The 16,896-nt window shown below is 59.9% G+C and carries 17 protein-coding genes; 13 read left to right on the top strand and 4 right to left on the bottom strand.

The genetic code is table 11. The features are described from left to right. Positions 1-102: 102 nt before the first annotated feature. Positions 103-843 carry an enoyl-CoA hydratase/isomerase family protein gene (locus FDP08_RS13865; RefSeq protein WP_137436718.1) on the top strand — a complete coding sequence of 247 codons (741 nt, stop codon included), beginning with the start codon at positions 103-105 and terminating at the stop codon, positions 841-843. Between the two features lies 1 nt (position 844). Here the strand turns inward: FDP08_RS13865 and FDP08_RS13870 are convergent, their stop codons facing one another. Further along, entirely contained in the window at positions 845-2,428 is a 1,584-nt protein-coding gene (locus tag FDP08_RS13870) for a class I adenylate-forming enzyme family protein (protein WP_228263312.1), read from the bottom strand. A gap of 152 nt (positions 2,429-2,580) precedes the next feature. Between FDP08_RS13870 and FDP08_RS13875 the strand changes: the two genes are divergently transcribed. The 12 genes from FDP08_RS13875 (at position 2,581) to FDP08_RS13930 (ending at position 14,395) form a co-directional block, all read left to right on the top strand. Continuing rightward, positions 2,581-3,375, top strand: a complete 795-nt coding sequence (locus FDP08_RS13875) for an SDR family NAD(P)-dependent oxidoreductase (RefSeq protein ID WP_137436720.1) — start codon at positions 2,581-2,583, stop codon at positions 3,373-3,375. Further along, positions 3,375-3,815 (top strand): PaaI family thioesterase, encoded by a 441-nt coding sequence (locus FDP08_RS13880; RefSeq protein WP_137436721.1) that lies wholly within the window; start codon positions 3,375-3,377, stop codon positions 3,813-3,815. Before FDP08_RS13875 ends, FDP08_RS13880 begins: the two co-directional genes overlap by 1 nt. Positions 3,816-3,862: 47 nt before the next feature. Then, a complete protein-coding gene (locus FDP08_RS13885) occupies positions 3,863-5,065 on the top strand; it encodes an acyl-CoA dehydrogenase family protein (RefSeq protein WP_137436722.1) in 1,203 nt (400 codons plus the stop codon). A 165-nt stretch (positions 5,066-5,230) separates the two neighbouring features. After that, positions 5,231-5,998 (top strand): SDR family NAD(P)-dependent oxidoreductase, encoded by a 768-nt coding sequence (locus tag FDP08_RS13890; protein WP_137436723.1) that lies wholly within the window; start codon positions 5,231-5,233, stop codon positions 5,996-5,998. Between the two features lie 148 nt (positions 5,999-6,146). Further along, entirely contained in the window at positions 6,147-7,211 is a 1,065-nt protein-coding gene (locus FDP08_RS13895) for a phosphotransferase (RefSeq protein ID WP_137436724.1), read from the top strand. Continuing rightward, entirely contained in the window at positions 7,208-7,987 is a 780-nt protein-coding gene (surE, locus tag FDP08_RS13900; protein ID WP_137436725.1) for a 5'/3'-nucleotidase SurE, read from the top strand. Before FDP08_RS13895 ends, surE begins: the two co-directional genes overlap by 4 nt. Positions 7,988-8,009: 22 nt before the next feature. Then, positions 8,010-9,677: a long-chain fatty acid--CoA ligase gene (locus FDP08_RS13905; RefSeq protein ID WP_137436726.1), complete on the top strand. Its 1,668-nt coding sequence runs from the start codon at positions 8,010-8,012 to the stop codon at positions 9,675-9,677. Between the two features lie 161 nt (positions 9,678-9,838). Beyond that, on the top strand, positions 9,839-10,702 hold the full coding sequence (locus FDP08_RS13910) for a branched-chain amino acid ABC transporter permease (protein WP_137436727.1): 864 nt from the start codon (positions 9,839-9,841) through the stop codon (positions 10,700-10,702). Positions 10,703-10,704: 2 nt separating this feature from the next. Continuing rightward, complete coding sequence (locus FDP08_RS13915; protein ID WP_137436728.1) at positions 10,705-11,736, top strand: branched-chain amino acid ABC transporter permease; 1,032 nt, start codon at positions 10,705-10,707, stop codon at positions 11,734-11,736. Beyond that, a complete protein-coding gene (locus FDP08_RS13920; RefSeq protein ID WP_137436729.1) occupies positions 11,729-12,499 on the top strand; it encodes an ABC transporter ATP-binding protein in 771 nt (256 codons plus the stop codon). Before FDP08_RS13915 ends, FDP08_RS13920 begins: the two co-directional genes overlap by 8 nt. Then, complete coding sequence (locus tag FDP08_RS13925) at positions 12,486-13,193, top strand: ABC transporter ATP-binding protein (protein WP_137436730.1); 708 nt, start codon at positions 12,486-12,488, stop codon at positions 13,191-13,193. Before FDP08_RS13920 ends, FDP08_RS13925 begins: the two co-directional genes overlap by 14 nt. 53 nt (positions 13,194-13,246) lie before the next feature. Next, on the top strand, positions 13,247-14,395 hold the full coding sequence (locus FDP08_RS13930; protein ID WP_137436731.1) for an ABC transporter substrate-binding protein: 1,149 nt from the start codon (positions 13,247-13,249) through the stop codon (positions 14,393-14,395). Between the two features lie 71 nt (positions 14,396-14,466). On the opposite strand, the gene FDP08_RS13935 is transcribed toward FDP08_RS13930, so the two are convergent. Genes FDP08_RS13935 through FDP08_RS13945 form a run of 3 tightly spaced genes read right to left on the bottom strand, consistent with a single transcriptional unit; the run spans position 14,467 to position 16,896 of the window. After that, entirely contained in the window at positions 14,467-14,922 is a 456-nt protein-coding gene (locus tag FDP08_RS13935; protein WP_137436732.1) for a MaoC family dehydratase, read from the bottom strand. A 39-nt stretch (positions 14,923-14,961) separates the two neighbouring features. Then, positions 14,962-15,723, bottom strand: coding sequence for a class II aldolase/adducin family protein (locus FDP08_RS13940; RefSeq protein WP_137436733.1), 762 nt, complete (start codon positions 15,721-15,723; stop codon positions 14,962-14,964). Positions 15,724-15,741: 18 nt separating this feature from the next. Beyond that, positions 15,742-16,896, bottom strand: coding sequence for an acyl-CoA dehydrogenase family protein (locus FDP08_RS13945; RefSeq protein ID WP_137436734.1), 1,155 nt, complete (start codon positions 16,894-16,896; stop codon positions 15,742-15,744).

A 16,896-nucleotide genomic window follows, 5' to 3' on the forward strand; every position in this document is an offset into this window, starting at 1 on the left:
AGAATGAATCCGTGTACCTGAATCTATCACACACTTTGCGTTTTGCAATAGGATAGAAGTGGATATTCTGTTACCGATCTTCAGATCACAGGGGTAAGTATAGTGATAATCGCTCAACGTGAAGCCGGACATGTCCATCTCGTCATCTCGCGCGCAGAAAAGAAAAACGCTCTCACCCGGGCCATGTATCAGCAGTTATCGGATGAGATCGCCAGAGCCGCCGCCGACACGGGCGTTAACGCCATAGTGCTCAGTGGCGAAGGGGGCGTGTTCACTGCAGGCAACGACCTTGACGATTTCCGTGCCAGGGCGACTGACGCGTATCCCGCGCCTTCAGCCGGGCTGGCGTTCATCGAAACCCTGATCAACTGCGACACGCCTGTCATTGCTGCGGTGGAGGGGCTGGCCATCGGCATCGGTACCACCCTGCTGCTGCATTGCGATTCCGTGATTGCCGGACGTTCTGCCCGTTTCAAGACCGCCTTTGTGGATCTCGGATTGGTGCCAGAGGCGGCTTCCACAGTGACCATGCCGTTGCACCTGGGGGCGCGACGTAGCGCGGACCTGTTGCTGATGGGCGATACCCTGAACGGCGAGGAAGCCCGGGAGTGCGACCTGGTCAGCCGCGTGGTGGAGGACGGACAGGCGGTCGCACAGGCCCTGGTGCAGGCTGAGCGGCTGTCTGCCAAGCCCCGGGACGCGCTGATCGCCAGCAAGCGGCTTATAAAGGCGCCCTGGCGGGAGATGATCAGGGACGCCCTGGAACGCGAGCGCCCGGTGTTCAGCGAGCGCCTGCGTTCCGAAGACTGTCGGGCTGCATTGGCCAGGATGGGCAAGCGTTAGTTCAGGACCAGTAAGGCGCCCGCAGCTCCCGTTTCAACACTTTGCCGATGGCGGAACGGGGCAGATCCGGGCGGAACTCAATGGCGGCCAGGCGCTGGGCTTTGCCCAACTGGTCGTTGGCCCAGTCCAGCAGCTCAGCCTCGCTTGGTTCACTGCCTTTACTGCTGGGTTCAAGCACCACCAGCCCCAATGGCGTTTCGCCCCACTGCTCGCTGGGAATCCCGATGACAGCGGCATCGGCCACTACCGGGTGTGCCAGCAGTACGTTCTCCAGGTCCACGGCATAGATATTGAAGCCGCCGGAGATGATCATGTCCTTGCGACGGTCGAGAATGTAGACGAAGCCGTCCTCGTCGACCCGGCCCATATCACCGCTGCGATAGAACACCAGGCCCTCTGCGCTGGTCCAGAGCATCTCCCGGGTCTGGTCGTCGCGGTTGACGTAACCGCGCATCATGGAAATGGCGCGGCCCACGATTTCTCCGGTTTCCCCCCTTGGCAGCTCGTTGCCCTGTTCGTCGATTACCCGCACCTCGGCGCCCTCGGTCGGCACCCCCACGGAATCCCATTTATCGGGGTGGGCTGCACAGTCCAGGCAGGTTGAAATGCCACCTTCGGTGAGGCCGTAGACCTCACGGATGTTGCCGGGCCAGCGGGCCATGGCGTCGCGGATGACCTCGGCGCGCAGTGGGGCGCTGGTGCAAAGCTTGAGCTGGAAAGAGGACAGGTCGAAACGGTCGAATTCGGGGTCCGCCAGAATGCGCTGGTACTGCACCGGCACCAGCATGGCATGGGTAACACGGTGGTGCTCGGCCAGCTCCAGAAAGCGCCGGGCATCGAAGCGGGCCATCAGTATCAGGGTGCCGCCATAGAACAGCGTCGGCAACATCGACACCAGTGTGGTGTTGGAATACAACGGTGTGGATACCAGATTCACCGCGTTGCCATCCAGCCCGAAACGGCTCATGCGCACCATCTGGCGCTGGCGGAAGCGGTAATCGTGGAGGATGCCCTTGGGGGTTCCGGTGGTGCCGGAGCTGTAGATGATGTTGAACGGATGATCCAGGGTCACCTTTGCCGGATGTGCCTCGGAGCCGATGTTTCCGAGCCATTGGGTCAGGCTGGTCAGCGTGCCACCGTCGTCCGTACCCAGACCGATGCAACTTTCCCGGGTTAGGTTGTCCAGCTTGCCCGCCATGGCGTCCAGCAACGGCAGGTTCTTTTCTGAAACAAACACAAAGCGGGCTGCGCAATCGTTGATCATCAGCGCCAGGCTGTCCTCACTGGCCATGCCTGATAACGGCACCGTGCAGCCGCCGGCAACGAGCGTGCCCAGGTACAGAGCCACGGCATCAATCCGGTTCTCCGACAGCAGTGCCACGGTATCCCCTTCCTTCAGGCCCTCCGCGCGCAGCCGGTTGGCAATGCGGTTGGCGAGGCTCACCAGTCCGCGCCAGCTGACGCTGCCGTGATCGTCGATAAGCGCGGTGTGGTGGGGGCGCTCCGCAGCCAGACCCTGAATGCGCTCGCCGATCGCCTCCATGGTTTCTTCGGGATCCACCGGCGCGTGCACGGGCATTTGCATCAAGCTTTCCATTTTTCGGCCTCTGGGTGTTATTGTGTTTTATCTAGTGAAATTTACTTTCGTTTATATTGACTCAAAACCGGAAGGCGTGACAAATTACCTCGACGTGAATTTTGTGACGGCGCGAATAAACCACAACAAGGAGCATCGGCATGGGGCGTTTCGACAACCGGGCAGCAATAGTCACCGGAGCCGGCAGCGGCATTGGCAGGGCTACCGCCGTGCGTCTGGCCCGTGAGGGCGCGAGGGTGATGATGGTGGATCGCTCCGAGGCCGGCCTGCTGGATACCGAAAGCCTGTTGCCCGAGGGTGCGCAGGCCCTGCGACGGATTGCCGACGTGGCTGATGAGTCCCAGGTTAAAACGCTGGTAGACGAAGCCGCCAGGACGTTCGGCAAGATTGACGTGCTCTGCAACATCGCCGGCATCGCCAGTACGGGTAATGGCCATCCGGACATCACCGGCAACGACCGGGAAGAATGGGAAAAAGTGCTGTCAGTGAACCTGATCGGCACCATGCTCTTCATCAAGCATGTGGCGCCCCACATGCAGGCCCGCAAGTTGGGCTCGATCGTGAACACGGCTTCCGTGGCGGGCATCCGGTCCGGTGCCGGCGGTAATGCCTACAGTGCTTCCAAGGCCGGTGTGATCAACCTCACCATGACTGCCGCCTGTGACCTTGGCAACGATAACGTGCGGGTGAACGCGGTGTGCCCGGGGCTGGTGGAAACCGGCATGACCCAGGCCGTGTTCGACTACGCCCGCACCCATGAAAAGGCCCACAAGCTGGGTTCACGGTGTGAGTTGCGTCGCTATGGCGCACCGGAAGAGATTGCCGCGGCGATCCTGTTTCTGGCCAGCGACGATGCCAGCTACATCACCGGCCAGGCCTTACCCGTGGACGGCGGCAATACCGCGTCCCTGAACCTGCCAGGAATGAAAGTGTAATGAGTGAGCAAGAACCTCTGTTTGCCGATGGAAAAGACCTGCCGGGCTTTCACAGCCTGCTGGGTTATCGTCAGGTGTCCTGGGAAGAGAACGAAGCGGTGCTGGAACTGGAGCTGCAGCCCCGGCACCTGAACCTGGGCGGAGTGATCCACGGGGGTGTGCTTACCTCCCTGCTGGACATTGTGCTGGCCCAGGCGGGCACCCATTGCCCTTATCACGGGCGGATGCGCAAGGCCATCACCCTGACCCTGACCACTACATTCACCGGCCAGTGTTCCGGTGGAACCATAAGGGTCACTGGCCGCAAGCGCGCAGGCGGCACCCGCATATTCAACAGCACCGGCGAAGTCCATGATGATCAGGGCAACCTGCTGGCCATCGCGGAGGGTACGTTCCGGATCCGGTCCGGCAGCGACAAACCGGAGGGCGTTCCGATCTGACGGAACGGTTACCGACTCAATGCCAACAACACCAAGAGGAAGCGGACATGTTTGAGCTGTCTGACAAAGCCAAAGAACTGCAGGCGCAACTCCACGAATTCATGGACGCTCATATCTACCCGAATGAGCACAAGCATCATGAACAGGTCGAGCAGGCGGAAAACCGCTGGGCTCCGGTACCGATCATCGAGGAACTGAAGGTCAAGGCCAAGGCGGCCGGCCTGTGGAACCTGTTCCTGCCGGAAAGCGAATTCGGTGCCGGCCTGACCAACTACGAATACGCCCATCTGTGTGAAGTGATGGGGCGCTCCGCCATGGCGCCGGAAGTGTTCAACTGCTCCGCGCCGGACACCGGCAACATGGAAACCATCGCCCGTTACGGCAATAAAGAGCAGCAGGACAAGTGGCTGAAGCCCCTGCTCGACGGCGAAATCCGATCGTGCTTCTCGATGACCGAGCCGGATGTGGCCTCTTCGGATGCTACCAATATTGCCTGTGAAATCCGCCGTGATGGTGATGAGTACGTAATCAATGGCAAAAAGTGGTGGTCTTCAGGCGCCATGACCACCACGTCGAAGATCGCCATCGTGATGGGTAAGACCAATCCGGACGCGGAGAAGCACCAGCAGCAATCGATGATCCTGGTGCCGCTGGACACGCCGGGGGTGAAAATGATTCGTTCGCTGACGGTGTTCGGTTACGACCATGCGCCTCACGGCCACGCCGAGATCCATTACGAGAACGTGCGGGTGCCGGTGGAGAACCTTCTGTTGGGCGAGGGGCGTGGTTTCGAAATCGCCCAGGGTCGCCTGGGGCCGGGCCGTATCCACCACTGTATGCGCACCATTGGTGTGGCGGAGCGCGCGCTGGAGTTGATGTGCAAGCGTGCGAATGCCCGTGAAGCCTTTGGCAAGCCGCTGTCCAGCTTTGATTCCATCCGCAAGGACATTGCCCGCAGCAGGATCGAGATTGAACAGGCGCGGCTGCTGACTCTGAAGGCGGCGCACATGATGGACACCGTCGGTAACAAGGTGGCCCGTCAGGAAATTGCGATGATCAAGGTGATCGCACCGAGTATGGCGTTGAAGGTGCTGGATCGTGCCATTCAGGTTCACGGTGGTGCCGGTGTGTCCCAGGACACCTTCCTGGCCGAAGCCTGGGCCAAGGTGCGGACCCTGCGGCTGGCGGACGGTCCTGATGAGGTGCATCTGGATTCCGTTGCCAAGATTGAGCTTCGTCAGTATCGCTAAAGACTTTCGGCCCGATTCGTCGGGTGCATGAACGACCGGAGAGGAACCTGCCGGGACACGCCGTGAATACGTCCGTGTAGGCTTGAGCAAAACATCCATGTTTTGCACAGTCCCGGCAGGCTCCTCCCCGTTCGTTCCCCAAGCATTGAGCATGAGGATCGAACCATGACTAATCCGCTTTTTGATATGACCGGAAAAGTCGCACTGATCACCGGTTCCACCAAAGGCATCGGCCGTTCTATCGCCGAAGAAATGGCCCGCCTGGGTGCCAAAGTCGTTATTTCCAGCCGCAAGGCCGACGCCTGTGAAGAGGTGGCCAACGAGCTGAAAGCACAGGGCTACGAGGCCATCGCCATTCCCTGCCACGTGGGCAAGAAAGAAGAACTGCAGAACCTGGTGGACAAGACCAACGAAGCCTGGGGCACCATCGACGTATTGGTGTGCAATGCCGCCACCAACCCGGTCTACGGCACCACCGCCGAAATGACCGACGACGCCTGGGACAAGATCATGGACACCAACGTCAAAGGCACGTTCTGGCTGACCAACATGGTGCTGCCGCAGATGGCCGAGAAAGGTGAAGGCGCGGTCGTGTTGTTGTCCAGCATCGCGGGTATCCGTGGCAACACCACCATCGGTACCTACGGCGTGTCCAAAGCCGCTGAAGCAGCGCTGGCAAGAAACCTGGCTGTGGAATGGGGGCCGAAAGGCATTCGCGTCAACAGTATCGCCCCTGGCCTGATCAAAACCGATTTTGCCAAGGCCCTTTGGGAAGACCCGGTTCGCGTCAAACGCGCCGAAGACAAGACCCCACTCAGGCGAATCGGCGAGCCGGTGGACATTGCCGGCCTGGCGGTCTTTCTTTCAACAAAGGCCAGTGCATACATCACCGGCCAGGTCATTGTGGCCGACGGTGGCGAAACAATTTGTTAGGAAACACCGCCTCGGTATGCCGAGGCAGGTGGGTGGGGGTGTCTTTCTGCCGGGAAAAAGATGTCTGAGCGCAGCGAGTTATTTTTCCCAGAAGAAAGATACCCCCTCCCGCCGGCCGCCGCCCCCATAAATGAAGGCGCAGTAAATCATGAGCACTAAACCCGATCTGGTAGACGTCCTGCCAGCCCACAAGTTTGACGAGCCCCGACTCCTGGAATGGCTTCAACAGGCGCTGCCTGATTTTGGTAGCCGCATGGAGGTCAGGCAGTTCCAGGGCGGGCAGTCCAACCCTACATTCCTGCTGGACACCGACAGTGGCCAATATGTGCTGCGTAAAAAGCCGTCGGGGAAAACCCTTCCCTCTGCCCACATGGTGGAACGGGAATACAAGGTCATGCGTGCGCTGTCCGAACACACAGATGTGCCAGTGCCGATAACCCGGGCACTGTGTGAGGACAGTAGCATTATCGGCACACCGTTCTACGTCATGGACTATCTGGAAGGCCGTATTGTCAGCCATCCGGCGCTACGGGCACTGGATCGTTCAGAACGAATGCCCGCTCATCTGTCCGCCATCGATACCCTGGCGGCGTTGCATTCGGTGGATGTTAATCAGGTCGGCCTTGGGGATTATGGTCGTCCGGAAGGCTATGTGGCACGGCAGGTGTCCCGGTGGACCAAACAGTATCTGGCGGCGAAAACCGACGATATGCCAGCCATGGATAAACTCATGGAGTGGTTGCCGGAAAACCTGCCTTCCACCGACGAGTGTGCCATCGCCCATGGTGACTACCGTTTTGGCAATCTGATGCTCGCTCCGGACAAACCCGAGGTCATTGCGATTCTGGATTGGGAACTCTCTACGCTCGGGCACCCGCTGGCGGATCTGGCCTACTACTGTCTGCCCTATCACCTGCCTTCGGATATGGAAGGCATGCGCGGGCTTCAGGGTGAAGATCTGGAAGCATTGGGCATTCCCGACGAGCAGGAAACCATCGCCCGGTACTGTCAGCAGAGCGGCCGTGACGGCATTGCCGACTGGCACGTTTTCCTGTCGTTTTCGCTGTTCCGGCTCGCGGCCATCGTGCAGGGGGTCTATGCCCGGGCGTTGCAGGGCAACGCCGCCAACGCCGACGCCCTGCAGGTTGGCAAGCGGGCCAGCCTGCTGGCGGAGGCTGGCTGGCGGATTGCCAGTGAGGGGGAGCGATCATGAACGAGCCTATGGTCAAGCGCATCCTGATCACCAACGACGACGGCATCAACGCGCCGGGTCTGAAGGTGCTGGAGCAGATCGCCCGTAATCTGGCCGAGGAAGTCTGGGTGGTGGCGCCGGAGCACGACCGCAGTGGTGCCGGCCAGAGTATCTCCATACATGATCCGTTACGGGTGTATGAGCAGGGCGACAAGCGCTATGCGGTCTCCGGCACGCCGGCGGACTGTGTGCTGTATTCGCTGGCCCAGTGGTTCGGGGAGACGCCGCCGGATCTGGTGCTGTCCGGAGTGAACTGCGGCGCCAATATCAGTGACTCGGTGCAGTATTCCGGCACCGTGGGTGCGGTGCTGAGTGCCGAGCACATGGGCATTCCCGCCATAGCACTTAGCCAGGCTTTTTTGAGTCGGGAGGGCGTGGACTGGTCGCCGGTCTCGGCCTTCGGAGAGTCGGTGGTGCGCCAATTGTGGCAGCCGGGACAGAGCTTCGCCTGGAATGTGAATTTCCCGGCCTGCGAGGCGGCGGCGATCAGCCAGGCACGTTGGTGCAAGCAGTCCAACGGTTCGATCCAGCGCGCCCGCCTGCTGGCGGGGCAGGATGCCCGCAGCCTGCCGTACTGGTGGCTGGGGTTTGATCGCAGCTCCCGCCACATTGTGGCGCCTGATGAAGACGTCAGCGTGCTGCGGGACAAGGCCGTTGCTATTACGCCATTGCGCCACCGGGAGCCTCTGCCCGGTGGCACCGAAGTTTTTGATCTGGCCGCCACGGCGGCTCACTGAACCGAATAAGGGGATCACAACAATGACATTTACACGCCATTACGCCGTTTGGCCAAAAGAACTGCCCAAAAGCATGGCGCTGCCCCAGACCAGCGTGTTTACCAATCTGGAAATCTCTGCGCGGCGTTACCCGGATCGCACCGCGATCATTTTCTACGATGCACCGATGACCTACAGCCGTCTTTTCCGGGAAGTGGAGACGATGGCAGGGTATCTGCAGGCCCAGGGCGTTGCAAAAGGCGACCGGGTGCTGCTGTACATGCAGAACTCCCCCCAGTATGTGATTTCCTACTACGCCATCCTGCGTGCGGATGCCGTTGTGATTCCGATCAACCCGATGAACCGGTCGGCGGAGCTGGAGCATTACGTGGCGGATACCGGTGCCAGTGTCTGCCTGGCGGGTCAGGAGCTGGCCGGCTTTATTGCCCCCCTGCTGGAAATCACCGATCTCAACCACATAGTGGTGGCCTCCTATGGTACCTACATCAGCCCGGACACCGATCTGGAACTGCCGGCGGAAGTCGCCGCTCCGGCCTGGTCACAGGAGATAGCCGGTGTGGTCAGCTGGGAGCAGGCGCTGGCGACGGATTATACCCCTTCAGCCCACACCGCCGTCCCGGACGATCTTGCCGTTATTCCCTACAGCTCCGGAACCACCGGCGCGCCCAAGGGCTGCATGCACACCCATCGCAGCGTGATGGCCACCGCCGTGCACCGGGCGTTCTGGAACCTGAGCACGGCCAATACGGTGCAGCTGGCCACCTTGCCGTTCTTCCACGTCACCGGTATGACCGGCTCCATGAACAGTCCCATCTACAGCGGTTCCACCACGGTCATCATGACCCGCTGGAACCGCACCACCGCCGCGCGGCTGATCGAGCGTTACCAGGTTACCGGCTGGACCAACATTGTCACCATGGCGGTGGATTTCCTGTCCAACCCGGACATCGGCCAGTACGACCTCACCAGCCTCAACACCATCGGCGGTGGTGGTGCGGCCATGCCGGAATCGGTGGCGGCCAAGCTCAAGACCATGACCGGCCTGGACTACATCGAGGGTTACGGCCTGTCGGAAACCATGGCGGCCACGCACATCAATCCGTCGAACCACCCCAAGCCCCAGTGCCTGGGTATTCCGGTGTTTGATGTGGACAGCCGCATCATTGATGTGGAAACCCTGGAAGAGAAAGGCCCGGGCGAAGTGGGGGAAATTGTCTCCAACGGTCCCCAGGTGACTCTGGGCTACTGGAACCGTCCGGCGGAAACCGAACTCGCCTTCGTGGAGCTCGATGGCAAGCGTTTCTTCCGTACCGGCGATCTCGCCTACTACGACGAAGAGGGTTATTTCTTCATGGTGGATCGGGTCAAGCGGATGATCAACGCCTCGGGCTACAAGGTCTGGCCCTCGGAAGTGGAAGGGCTGATGTACCGGCACCCGGGCATTCACGAGGTGTGCATCATTTCCTCGCCGCACCCCAAGCGAGGGGAGACCGTCAAGGCCTGCATCGTGCTCACGCCTGAGGCCGACGGTACAACGAGTGAGGCGGATATTATCAGCTGGTGCAAGGAAAATATGGCAGTCTACAAAGTACCTGAAATCATTGAGTTTGTGGATGAGCTGCCGAAGTCGCCCACGGGCAAGCTGATGTGGCGGGCGTTACAGGAAGAGGAGTGGAAGGCCAAGGGCTGAGTGACGATTGCGCCCATAATGTTCCGCATGGCGAAACACAATTCTAAATATTGACATGCGAGACGCTCGGTGTAATTGTTTCAAAATGCCGATGCAGGACCATCTGGTCCTGCCCGAAACCGCACAGATCGTTACAACAACAAAATAGCGGAGGAGAACACTTGAGCCTTTTCTTGCAGCAAATCATCAACGGATTGACCCTTGGCAGTATCTACGGTCTCGTAGCCCTGGGTCTGACCCTGGTCTACGGCATACTCCATATCCCCAACTTCGCCCACGGCGCCCTGTATATGGTCGGGGCTTTCATGTCCTACTTTTTCATGGTGGACCTGGGTGCCCATTACTGGGTTGCCATGGCCGGTTCGGCTGTGGTGGTCGCCATCCTCGCCGTGCTGTGTGAGCGCCTGGTGTTCCATCCCCTGCGCAACTCTCCGCCGATCCACGACAAGATCGCCGCCATCGGCATCCTGCTGTTTCTGGAAGCGGTGGTGCAGATGTTCTGGGGCTCGGATTTCCGCCGCATGTCATCGCCCTTCGGCGGCATCCTGAATTTCGACGGGTTGATCATTCCGGAGCAGCGTCTGCTGATCATTGCCGGTGCCTTCGTGCTGGTGGTGGCACTGCAACTGTTCCTGCGCAAGACCATGACCGGTGCAACGATCATTGCCATGGCCCAGTGCCGCGACGGCGCCTTTCTGGTGGGTATTGATGCCAACCGGGTGGCGATGATGACCTTTGCCATCTCCGGCATGCTGGCAGCGTTTGCCGCTACTCTCTACGCACCCATCAACCTGGTGTACCCCGCCATGGGGCACCTGGTGATCATGAAGGCCTTTGTCATCATCATCCTTGGTGGCATGGGCAGCGTTCCCGGGGCCATCGTCGGGGGCATGATTATCGGCTTTGCCGAGGCGCTGGGTGGCTTTTACATCTCCACTTCCTACAAGGACATCATCGCCTTCGGCCTGCTGGTGCTGATCCTGTCCATCCGTCCACAGGGCCTGTTCGCGAAGGGGGCGCACTGATCATGTTCAAATTCGCATCCCTGCTGATGACGCCAGCTGCCAAATACCTGATGCTGGCCTTCGCTGTTCTGTTCCCGTTTTTCGCGGCGAATGAGTACCAGGTGTACGTGATGGCCACCGCTTTTGTCTGGGCCATTGCCGTATACGGCCTCAACATCATCACCGGCTTCTGCGGCCAGCTGAACCTGGCCCACGGCGGTTTCTTTGCCATCGGCGCCTACACGCTGGGCCTGCTGACCGCCGACTTTGGCTGGAGCTTCTGGCCCGCGTTCCTGGGCGCCTTGGTGATGACGGCAGTGCTGGGATTCCTGGTGGGTATTGTCTCACTGCGCCTGAAAGAGCACTACTTCGCCATCTTCACGCTGTGTGTGGGCTTCATCATCTACCTACTCATCGACAAGTGGGAAGAGCTGACCCACGGCGCCATCGGCGTCCGTGACATTGCCGCACCCTACGGCTTCGGTCTGGTGGATTTCACCGAGACCACGCCATTCTACTACCTGGTGCTGGTCTTCCTGGTGTTCGCCATCTGGTTCATGGGGCGGCTGTCGAAATCCCTGCTGGGCCGCACCTTTATCGCCATCCGCAACGGCGACGAGCTGGCCCAGTCCCTGGGTATCAACCTGATGCGCAATAAGGTCCTGGCATTTGTCCTGTCCACCACCTATGCCGGCCTGGCGGGTGCCCTGTATGCCGGCATGGTGCGCTTCATCGGCCCGGAAGAGGCCAATGTCCAGCATACGTTCGATATGATTACTTACCTACTGGTGGGCGGTATCGGCACCATTATGGGGCCGCTGCTGGGAACCATCGGTCTCGTGTGGATTACCCAGTCACTGCAGTTCCTGGAAGAGTACCGGATGATCATTTTCGGGCCGCTGCTGGTGCTGCTGGTGATCTTCTTCCCTCGGGGTATTACCGGTTCTTTCCTGACCTGGATGCACCGCAAGTCCCAGGCACTCGCTCCCGCGAAAAAGCGACAGGAGAGCAAGGTAGCTACCGCACAGAACCGGGAGGCAGAGAGCAATGCTTAAGGTAGAACATCTGACCAGAATGTTTGGCGGCCTGGCGGCGGTGAACGACGTGTCGGTTGAGTTCGAGACCGGCAAGATCAACGCCATCATCGGCCCTAATGGTGCCGGCAAGAGCACCTTCTTTAACCTGATCTCGGGCCTGCACCAGCCCACCTCGGGCCGTATCCTGCTGGACGGCGTGGACGTGACCAGGCTGCCCAGCGATCAGGTAGCAAGGCTGGGCGTGGGTCGTACCTTCCAGACCACCAACCTGTTCGAGCAGGCCACCGTGCTGGACAACCTGATCGTGGGGCATCGACTGCGCACCCGATCCGGACTGTGGGACGTGCTGATCAACAGTAAACGCCTGCAGCGGGAAGAAAAAGCCGCGCGGGAGAAGGCCATGGAAGCTCTCGAATTTGTCGGCCTCGCCCATGTGGCCGGCCAGTTCATCGCCGATATCACCCAGGAAGAACGCAAACGGGTGGCCTTTGCGCTGGCGCTGGCGACAGATCCGAAGCTCGTGCTGCTGGACGAGCCGGCGGCCGGTATCAATCCGGAAGAGACCGTCGGTTTCGCCGCCCTGATGCGCAAGATGGTGGATGAGAAAGGCCTGACCGTGTGCCTGATCGAGCACAAGATGGACATGATCATGAGCCTGGCGGACAAGATCATGGTGTTGGACCACGGCGAGAAGATCGCCGAGGGCAGCCCGGAGGAAGTGCGCAACAATCCGGTGGTGATCGAGGCCTATCTGGGAGGTGACGAAGATGCTGCAGCTTGATCATGTGGATGTCTGCTACGGCAGCTTCAAGGCCCTGACCGATATATCCATGATCGTGGACACCGGCGAACTGGTCGTGCTTCTGGGAGCCAATGGCGCCGGTAAAACCAGCCTGTTCAACGCCATCAGTGGATTGGTGAAGCCGACCGCCGGTGACATCCGTTTCGAAGACAAGCAGCTCAATGGCATGAAAGCCAGCGCCATTGTCGCCAGCGGCGTGGTGCAGTGTGCCGAGGGGCGCAAGCTGTTCCCGCAGATGAGCGTGATGCAGAACCTGATGATGGGCGCTTACGTGCACCGCCGTGACCGCCAGGGTAACAGGAAGCGCCTTAATGAGGTGCTGGAGCTGTTTCCGATTCTGGCGGACAAGGCTAATGAGGAGGCGGGCTCACTGTCCGGCGGTCAGCAGCAGATGGTGGCCATCGGTCGCGCGCTGATGAGTCGGCCACGGCTGCTGATGCTGGATGAACCATCCCTGGGCCTGGCTCCATTAGTGGTCCGGCAGGTGTTCGAAACCATCAGGCAGATCAATAGCCTGGGCACAACCGTATTGCTGGCTGAGCAGAATGCCTTTGCCGCCCTGAAAATTGCCCACCGCGCTTACGTTATGGAAAACGGCCACCTGGTGATGGAAGGCGACCGGGAAGCGATGCTTGGCAATGAACAGGTTCGCAAGGCGTATATCGGGGCCTGACCGGCCCGAGACAATAATCAGAGTGACACGCACAACACAACCAGGAGATAACAATGAAAATAGCCAGAACGCTGGGCCAGGCTGTCGCAACAGTGACCCTGGGCATGAGCCTGTCCGCCGGTGCAATGGCCGGTGAAGTGAATATCGGATTCACCGGCCCGTTAAGCGGCGGCGCCGCCCTTTACGGCGAAAACACCCTGTCCGGACTGCGGATGGCGGTGGACGAAATCAACGCCGCTGGCGGGTTTGACCTGAACGGCGAGAAAACCACCGTCAACCTCGTTTCCCTGGATGATCGCTACTCACCATCCCAGGCTGCCACCAACGCCAAGCGCCTGAAGCAGGAGTCTGACGTGTCGGCGGTGTTCGTGCCGCATTCCGGCGGCATCTTTGCCCTGCAGGATTTCAACGAGAAAGACAATTTCCTGGTGATGGCCTATTCCAGCGTGCCCAGCATCACCGAGCAGGGCAACGGCCTGACCCTGCGCATTCCGCCCACCTTTGACGGCTATGTCAAAGCCTTCACCGACTACGCCCTGGAGCACCAGGGCAACAAACTGGGCATGGGCGGTGCCACCCACGAATACGCCAAGATATGGGCTTCCATGATCAAGGACGAGTGGCAGGCCAAAGGCGGTGAAGTCGTGGCCGAGACCCCCATGGATTACAACAAATCGGCAGACTTCTTCACCGGCGTCAGCCGCATCATCGCCAACGGTCCGGACGTGATGTTTGTCGGCGGTGCCTCCGAACCCACTGGCCTGGTGGTACAACAGGCGCGACAGATGGGCTTTCAGGGCGGTTTCATCGTGATGGACCAGGCCAAGATTGATGAAGTGGCTGAAGTGGCAGGAGGACTCGATATGCTGGAGGGAGCCATCGGCGTGGTTCCCCTGAGCGTCTATGAAACCGATGCCGCGAAAGACTTTATCGAGCGATACAAGGCAGAGTACGACAAAATGCCAGGCTCCGAAGCCGCGTACAACTACCTGGCTCTGCACGCCCTGGTAGAAGCCATGGACACCACCGACTCCACCGACCCGAAAACTCTCCGTGCCGCCATCGGCGATGCCCTGAAAAATATGGATGCCAGCAAGAATCCGTATGAAATCGTTGAGGTGACCGAGAATGGCGGGTTTGTTACTGAAACCACCCTGGCGGTGGTGAAAGACGGTGAGATCGTGCGGGAGGAAATTGAATGATCGGGTCTCCGCGCCCGTTGTTATAAAAAAGGGGCCTCCGGCCCCTTTTTTCAGTTCATGGCGACGACTATCTAAGCCACATACATCACCAGATTCTCCGCCACACAGGCAGGCCTGTCCTCGCCCTGGATTTCCAAGGTGGTCCTATAAGTGGCCAGGGTGCGCTGGTCGTCCAGTCTGGTCACATCCATCAGCTCCATTTTGCTCCGGATAGCCGACCCGGACTTCACCGCGGCGGGGAAGCGCAGCTTGTTTATCCCGTAGTTGATGCTGGCGCTTTTACCCTGCACGTTAATCACCTGCTGATTCAACAGAGGAATCAGGGAGGCTGTCAGAAAACCGTGGGCCACAGTGCTCTTCCAGGGTGATTCACGCCTTGCCCGTTCGACATCCAGATGAATCCACTGGTGGTCACCCGTGGCATCGGCAAAAGCCTGAATCATCTCCTGGGTGACGGTTTTCCAGGGGCTGTGACCAATCAAAGAACCCTTGTGCTTTTCCAGATCGTTCAGCTCAACCGAAAGCATGCCTGCATCCTTGAATCGATGGTTAGAGCAGAAATGAAATCACACGGCGTAGCCGGGATTCTTGCTATCAAGCAGCCGAACCAGAGCAGGCCAGGTCAGAGCCGCCGCAGCACCCAGTGACTGAGACTGGTCCGCCGTGGTCTGAATGGCCTGCTCCGAAGGCATGTAGGTCGGCCCACAACTCTGGGCCTTGACCTGAATCTCGCAGGCCTTCATCAGGAAATACAGATAGGTGAAGGTCTCAGGCACGTCCTTACCGGCCGTCAGCACACCATGGTTGCGCAACAGCATCATCGACTTGTCGCCAAGATCGTTGATCAGCCGCTCGCGCTCATCCAGATTCAGGGCAACGCCCTCGTAATCGTGATAGCTCAGGTGATTCAGGCACAGCATGGCCGTCTGGCTCAGGGGCAGCAGGCCGTCCCGGTGGGCGGATACGGCGACGCCATCGGGCGCGTGCAGGTGCATCACCGCGCCTGCGTCTTCCCGGCCCATGTGCACCGCACTGTGAATGGTAAAGCCGGCCGGATTGACACGGCTCAGGCCGCCGGATTCCACCACCTGGCCGTCCCGGTCCACCTTCACCAGCGAAGAAGCCGTGATTTCATGGAACAGCAGGCCGTAAGGATTGATCAGGAAATGATGCTCCGGGCCCGGCACCCGCGCGGACAGATGGGTGAACACCAGATCGTCCCAGCCAAACAGCGCCACCAGGCGGTAGGCCGCAGCCAGCTCGGTACGCACCTTCCATTCGGCTTTCTTCAGATCCTGCTGCGCCGACTGATCGCTCGTCGTTGTCATGGTCATGTCCATCGCCTGTTAGCTTGCCTGAAGCAGGGAGGCGTAACGTTCCAGGTGGAAATCGTCGTCCCCGAGCTGGTGGTTGATACCGATCAGCCGCTTGGCATAGTGGGCAAAGTTGTATTCCCAGGTCATGCCAATACCGCCATGCATCTGGATACCGCTTTCGGAAATAAACTGACCGGCGCGTCCGATGACATTCTTGGCGCCAGCGAGCACACGACGACGCTCATCACTCTGTTCACCGTCGGCAACGCTGGCGGCCAGAATGGCCATGGAACGGGCCTGCTCCAGCTCTGACATCATGTCCACCATGCGGTGCTGCAGGACCTGGAACTTGCCGATGGGTACGCCAAACTGCTTGCGCTGTTTAAGGTACTCCAGGGTCAGCTCGTTGGCCACCTCCATCACGCCGACAGCCTCGGCACACAGGGCAGCGATGGCGCGGCCGGCCTGGTAGTCAATCACCTCGCCAGCCTTGCCTTCCTCGCCCAGCAGCGCACCGGCATCCACCTGAACGTTGGTCAGGGTGATGTCACAACCTTTGGCACCGTCGATGGTGGGGTAAGTGCGGCGCTCAACGCCGGCGGTATCCGGGCTCAGTGCAAACAGGCTGATGCCGTCGGCGTCGCGGGTGTCGCCCGAGGTGCGGGCCGATATCACGATCACGTCGGCACAATGTCCACCGATCACCACCGCCTTGCGGCCATTCAGTACGTAACCCTCTCCATTACCCCCACCGTTTTTCTCGGCACGGGTTTCCACGTTGTTCAGGTCGTAGTAGCTCTGGGGCTCCTGCAGGCCTACCGCGGCTTTCAGTTCGCCGCTGGCGATACCGGCCAGCCAGGTTTCCTTCTGGCTGTCGTTGCCAGCCTGACCAATCAGGCCGCCACCGAGAATGATGGACTGAAGATAGGGCTCAAGGCACAGTCCGCGGCCCAGTTCCGTCATCAGCGACTGCACTTCCACGCCACCGCCACCGAAGCCACCGAGCTCCTCGGGAAAAGGCACGGCAGTCAGGCCCAGTTCGCTGAGCTGCTTCCAGAAATCGGCGCCGAAGCCCAGGTCGGTTTCGCTGAACGCCAGTCGTTTTTCAAAACTGTATTCACCGCGCACCAGGCGGGCCACGGTGTCCTGCAGCATCTGCTGTTCTTCGTTGAGTCGGAAATCCAT

The sequence above is a fragment of the Marinobacter panjinensis genome (assembly GCF_005298175.1).
GTDB classification, from domain to species: domain Bacteria; phylum Pseudomonadota; class Gammaproteobacteria; order Pseudomonadales; family Oleiphilaceae; genus Marinobacter; species Marinobacter panjinensis.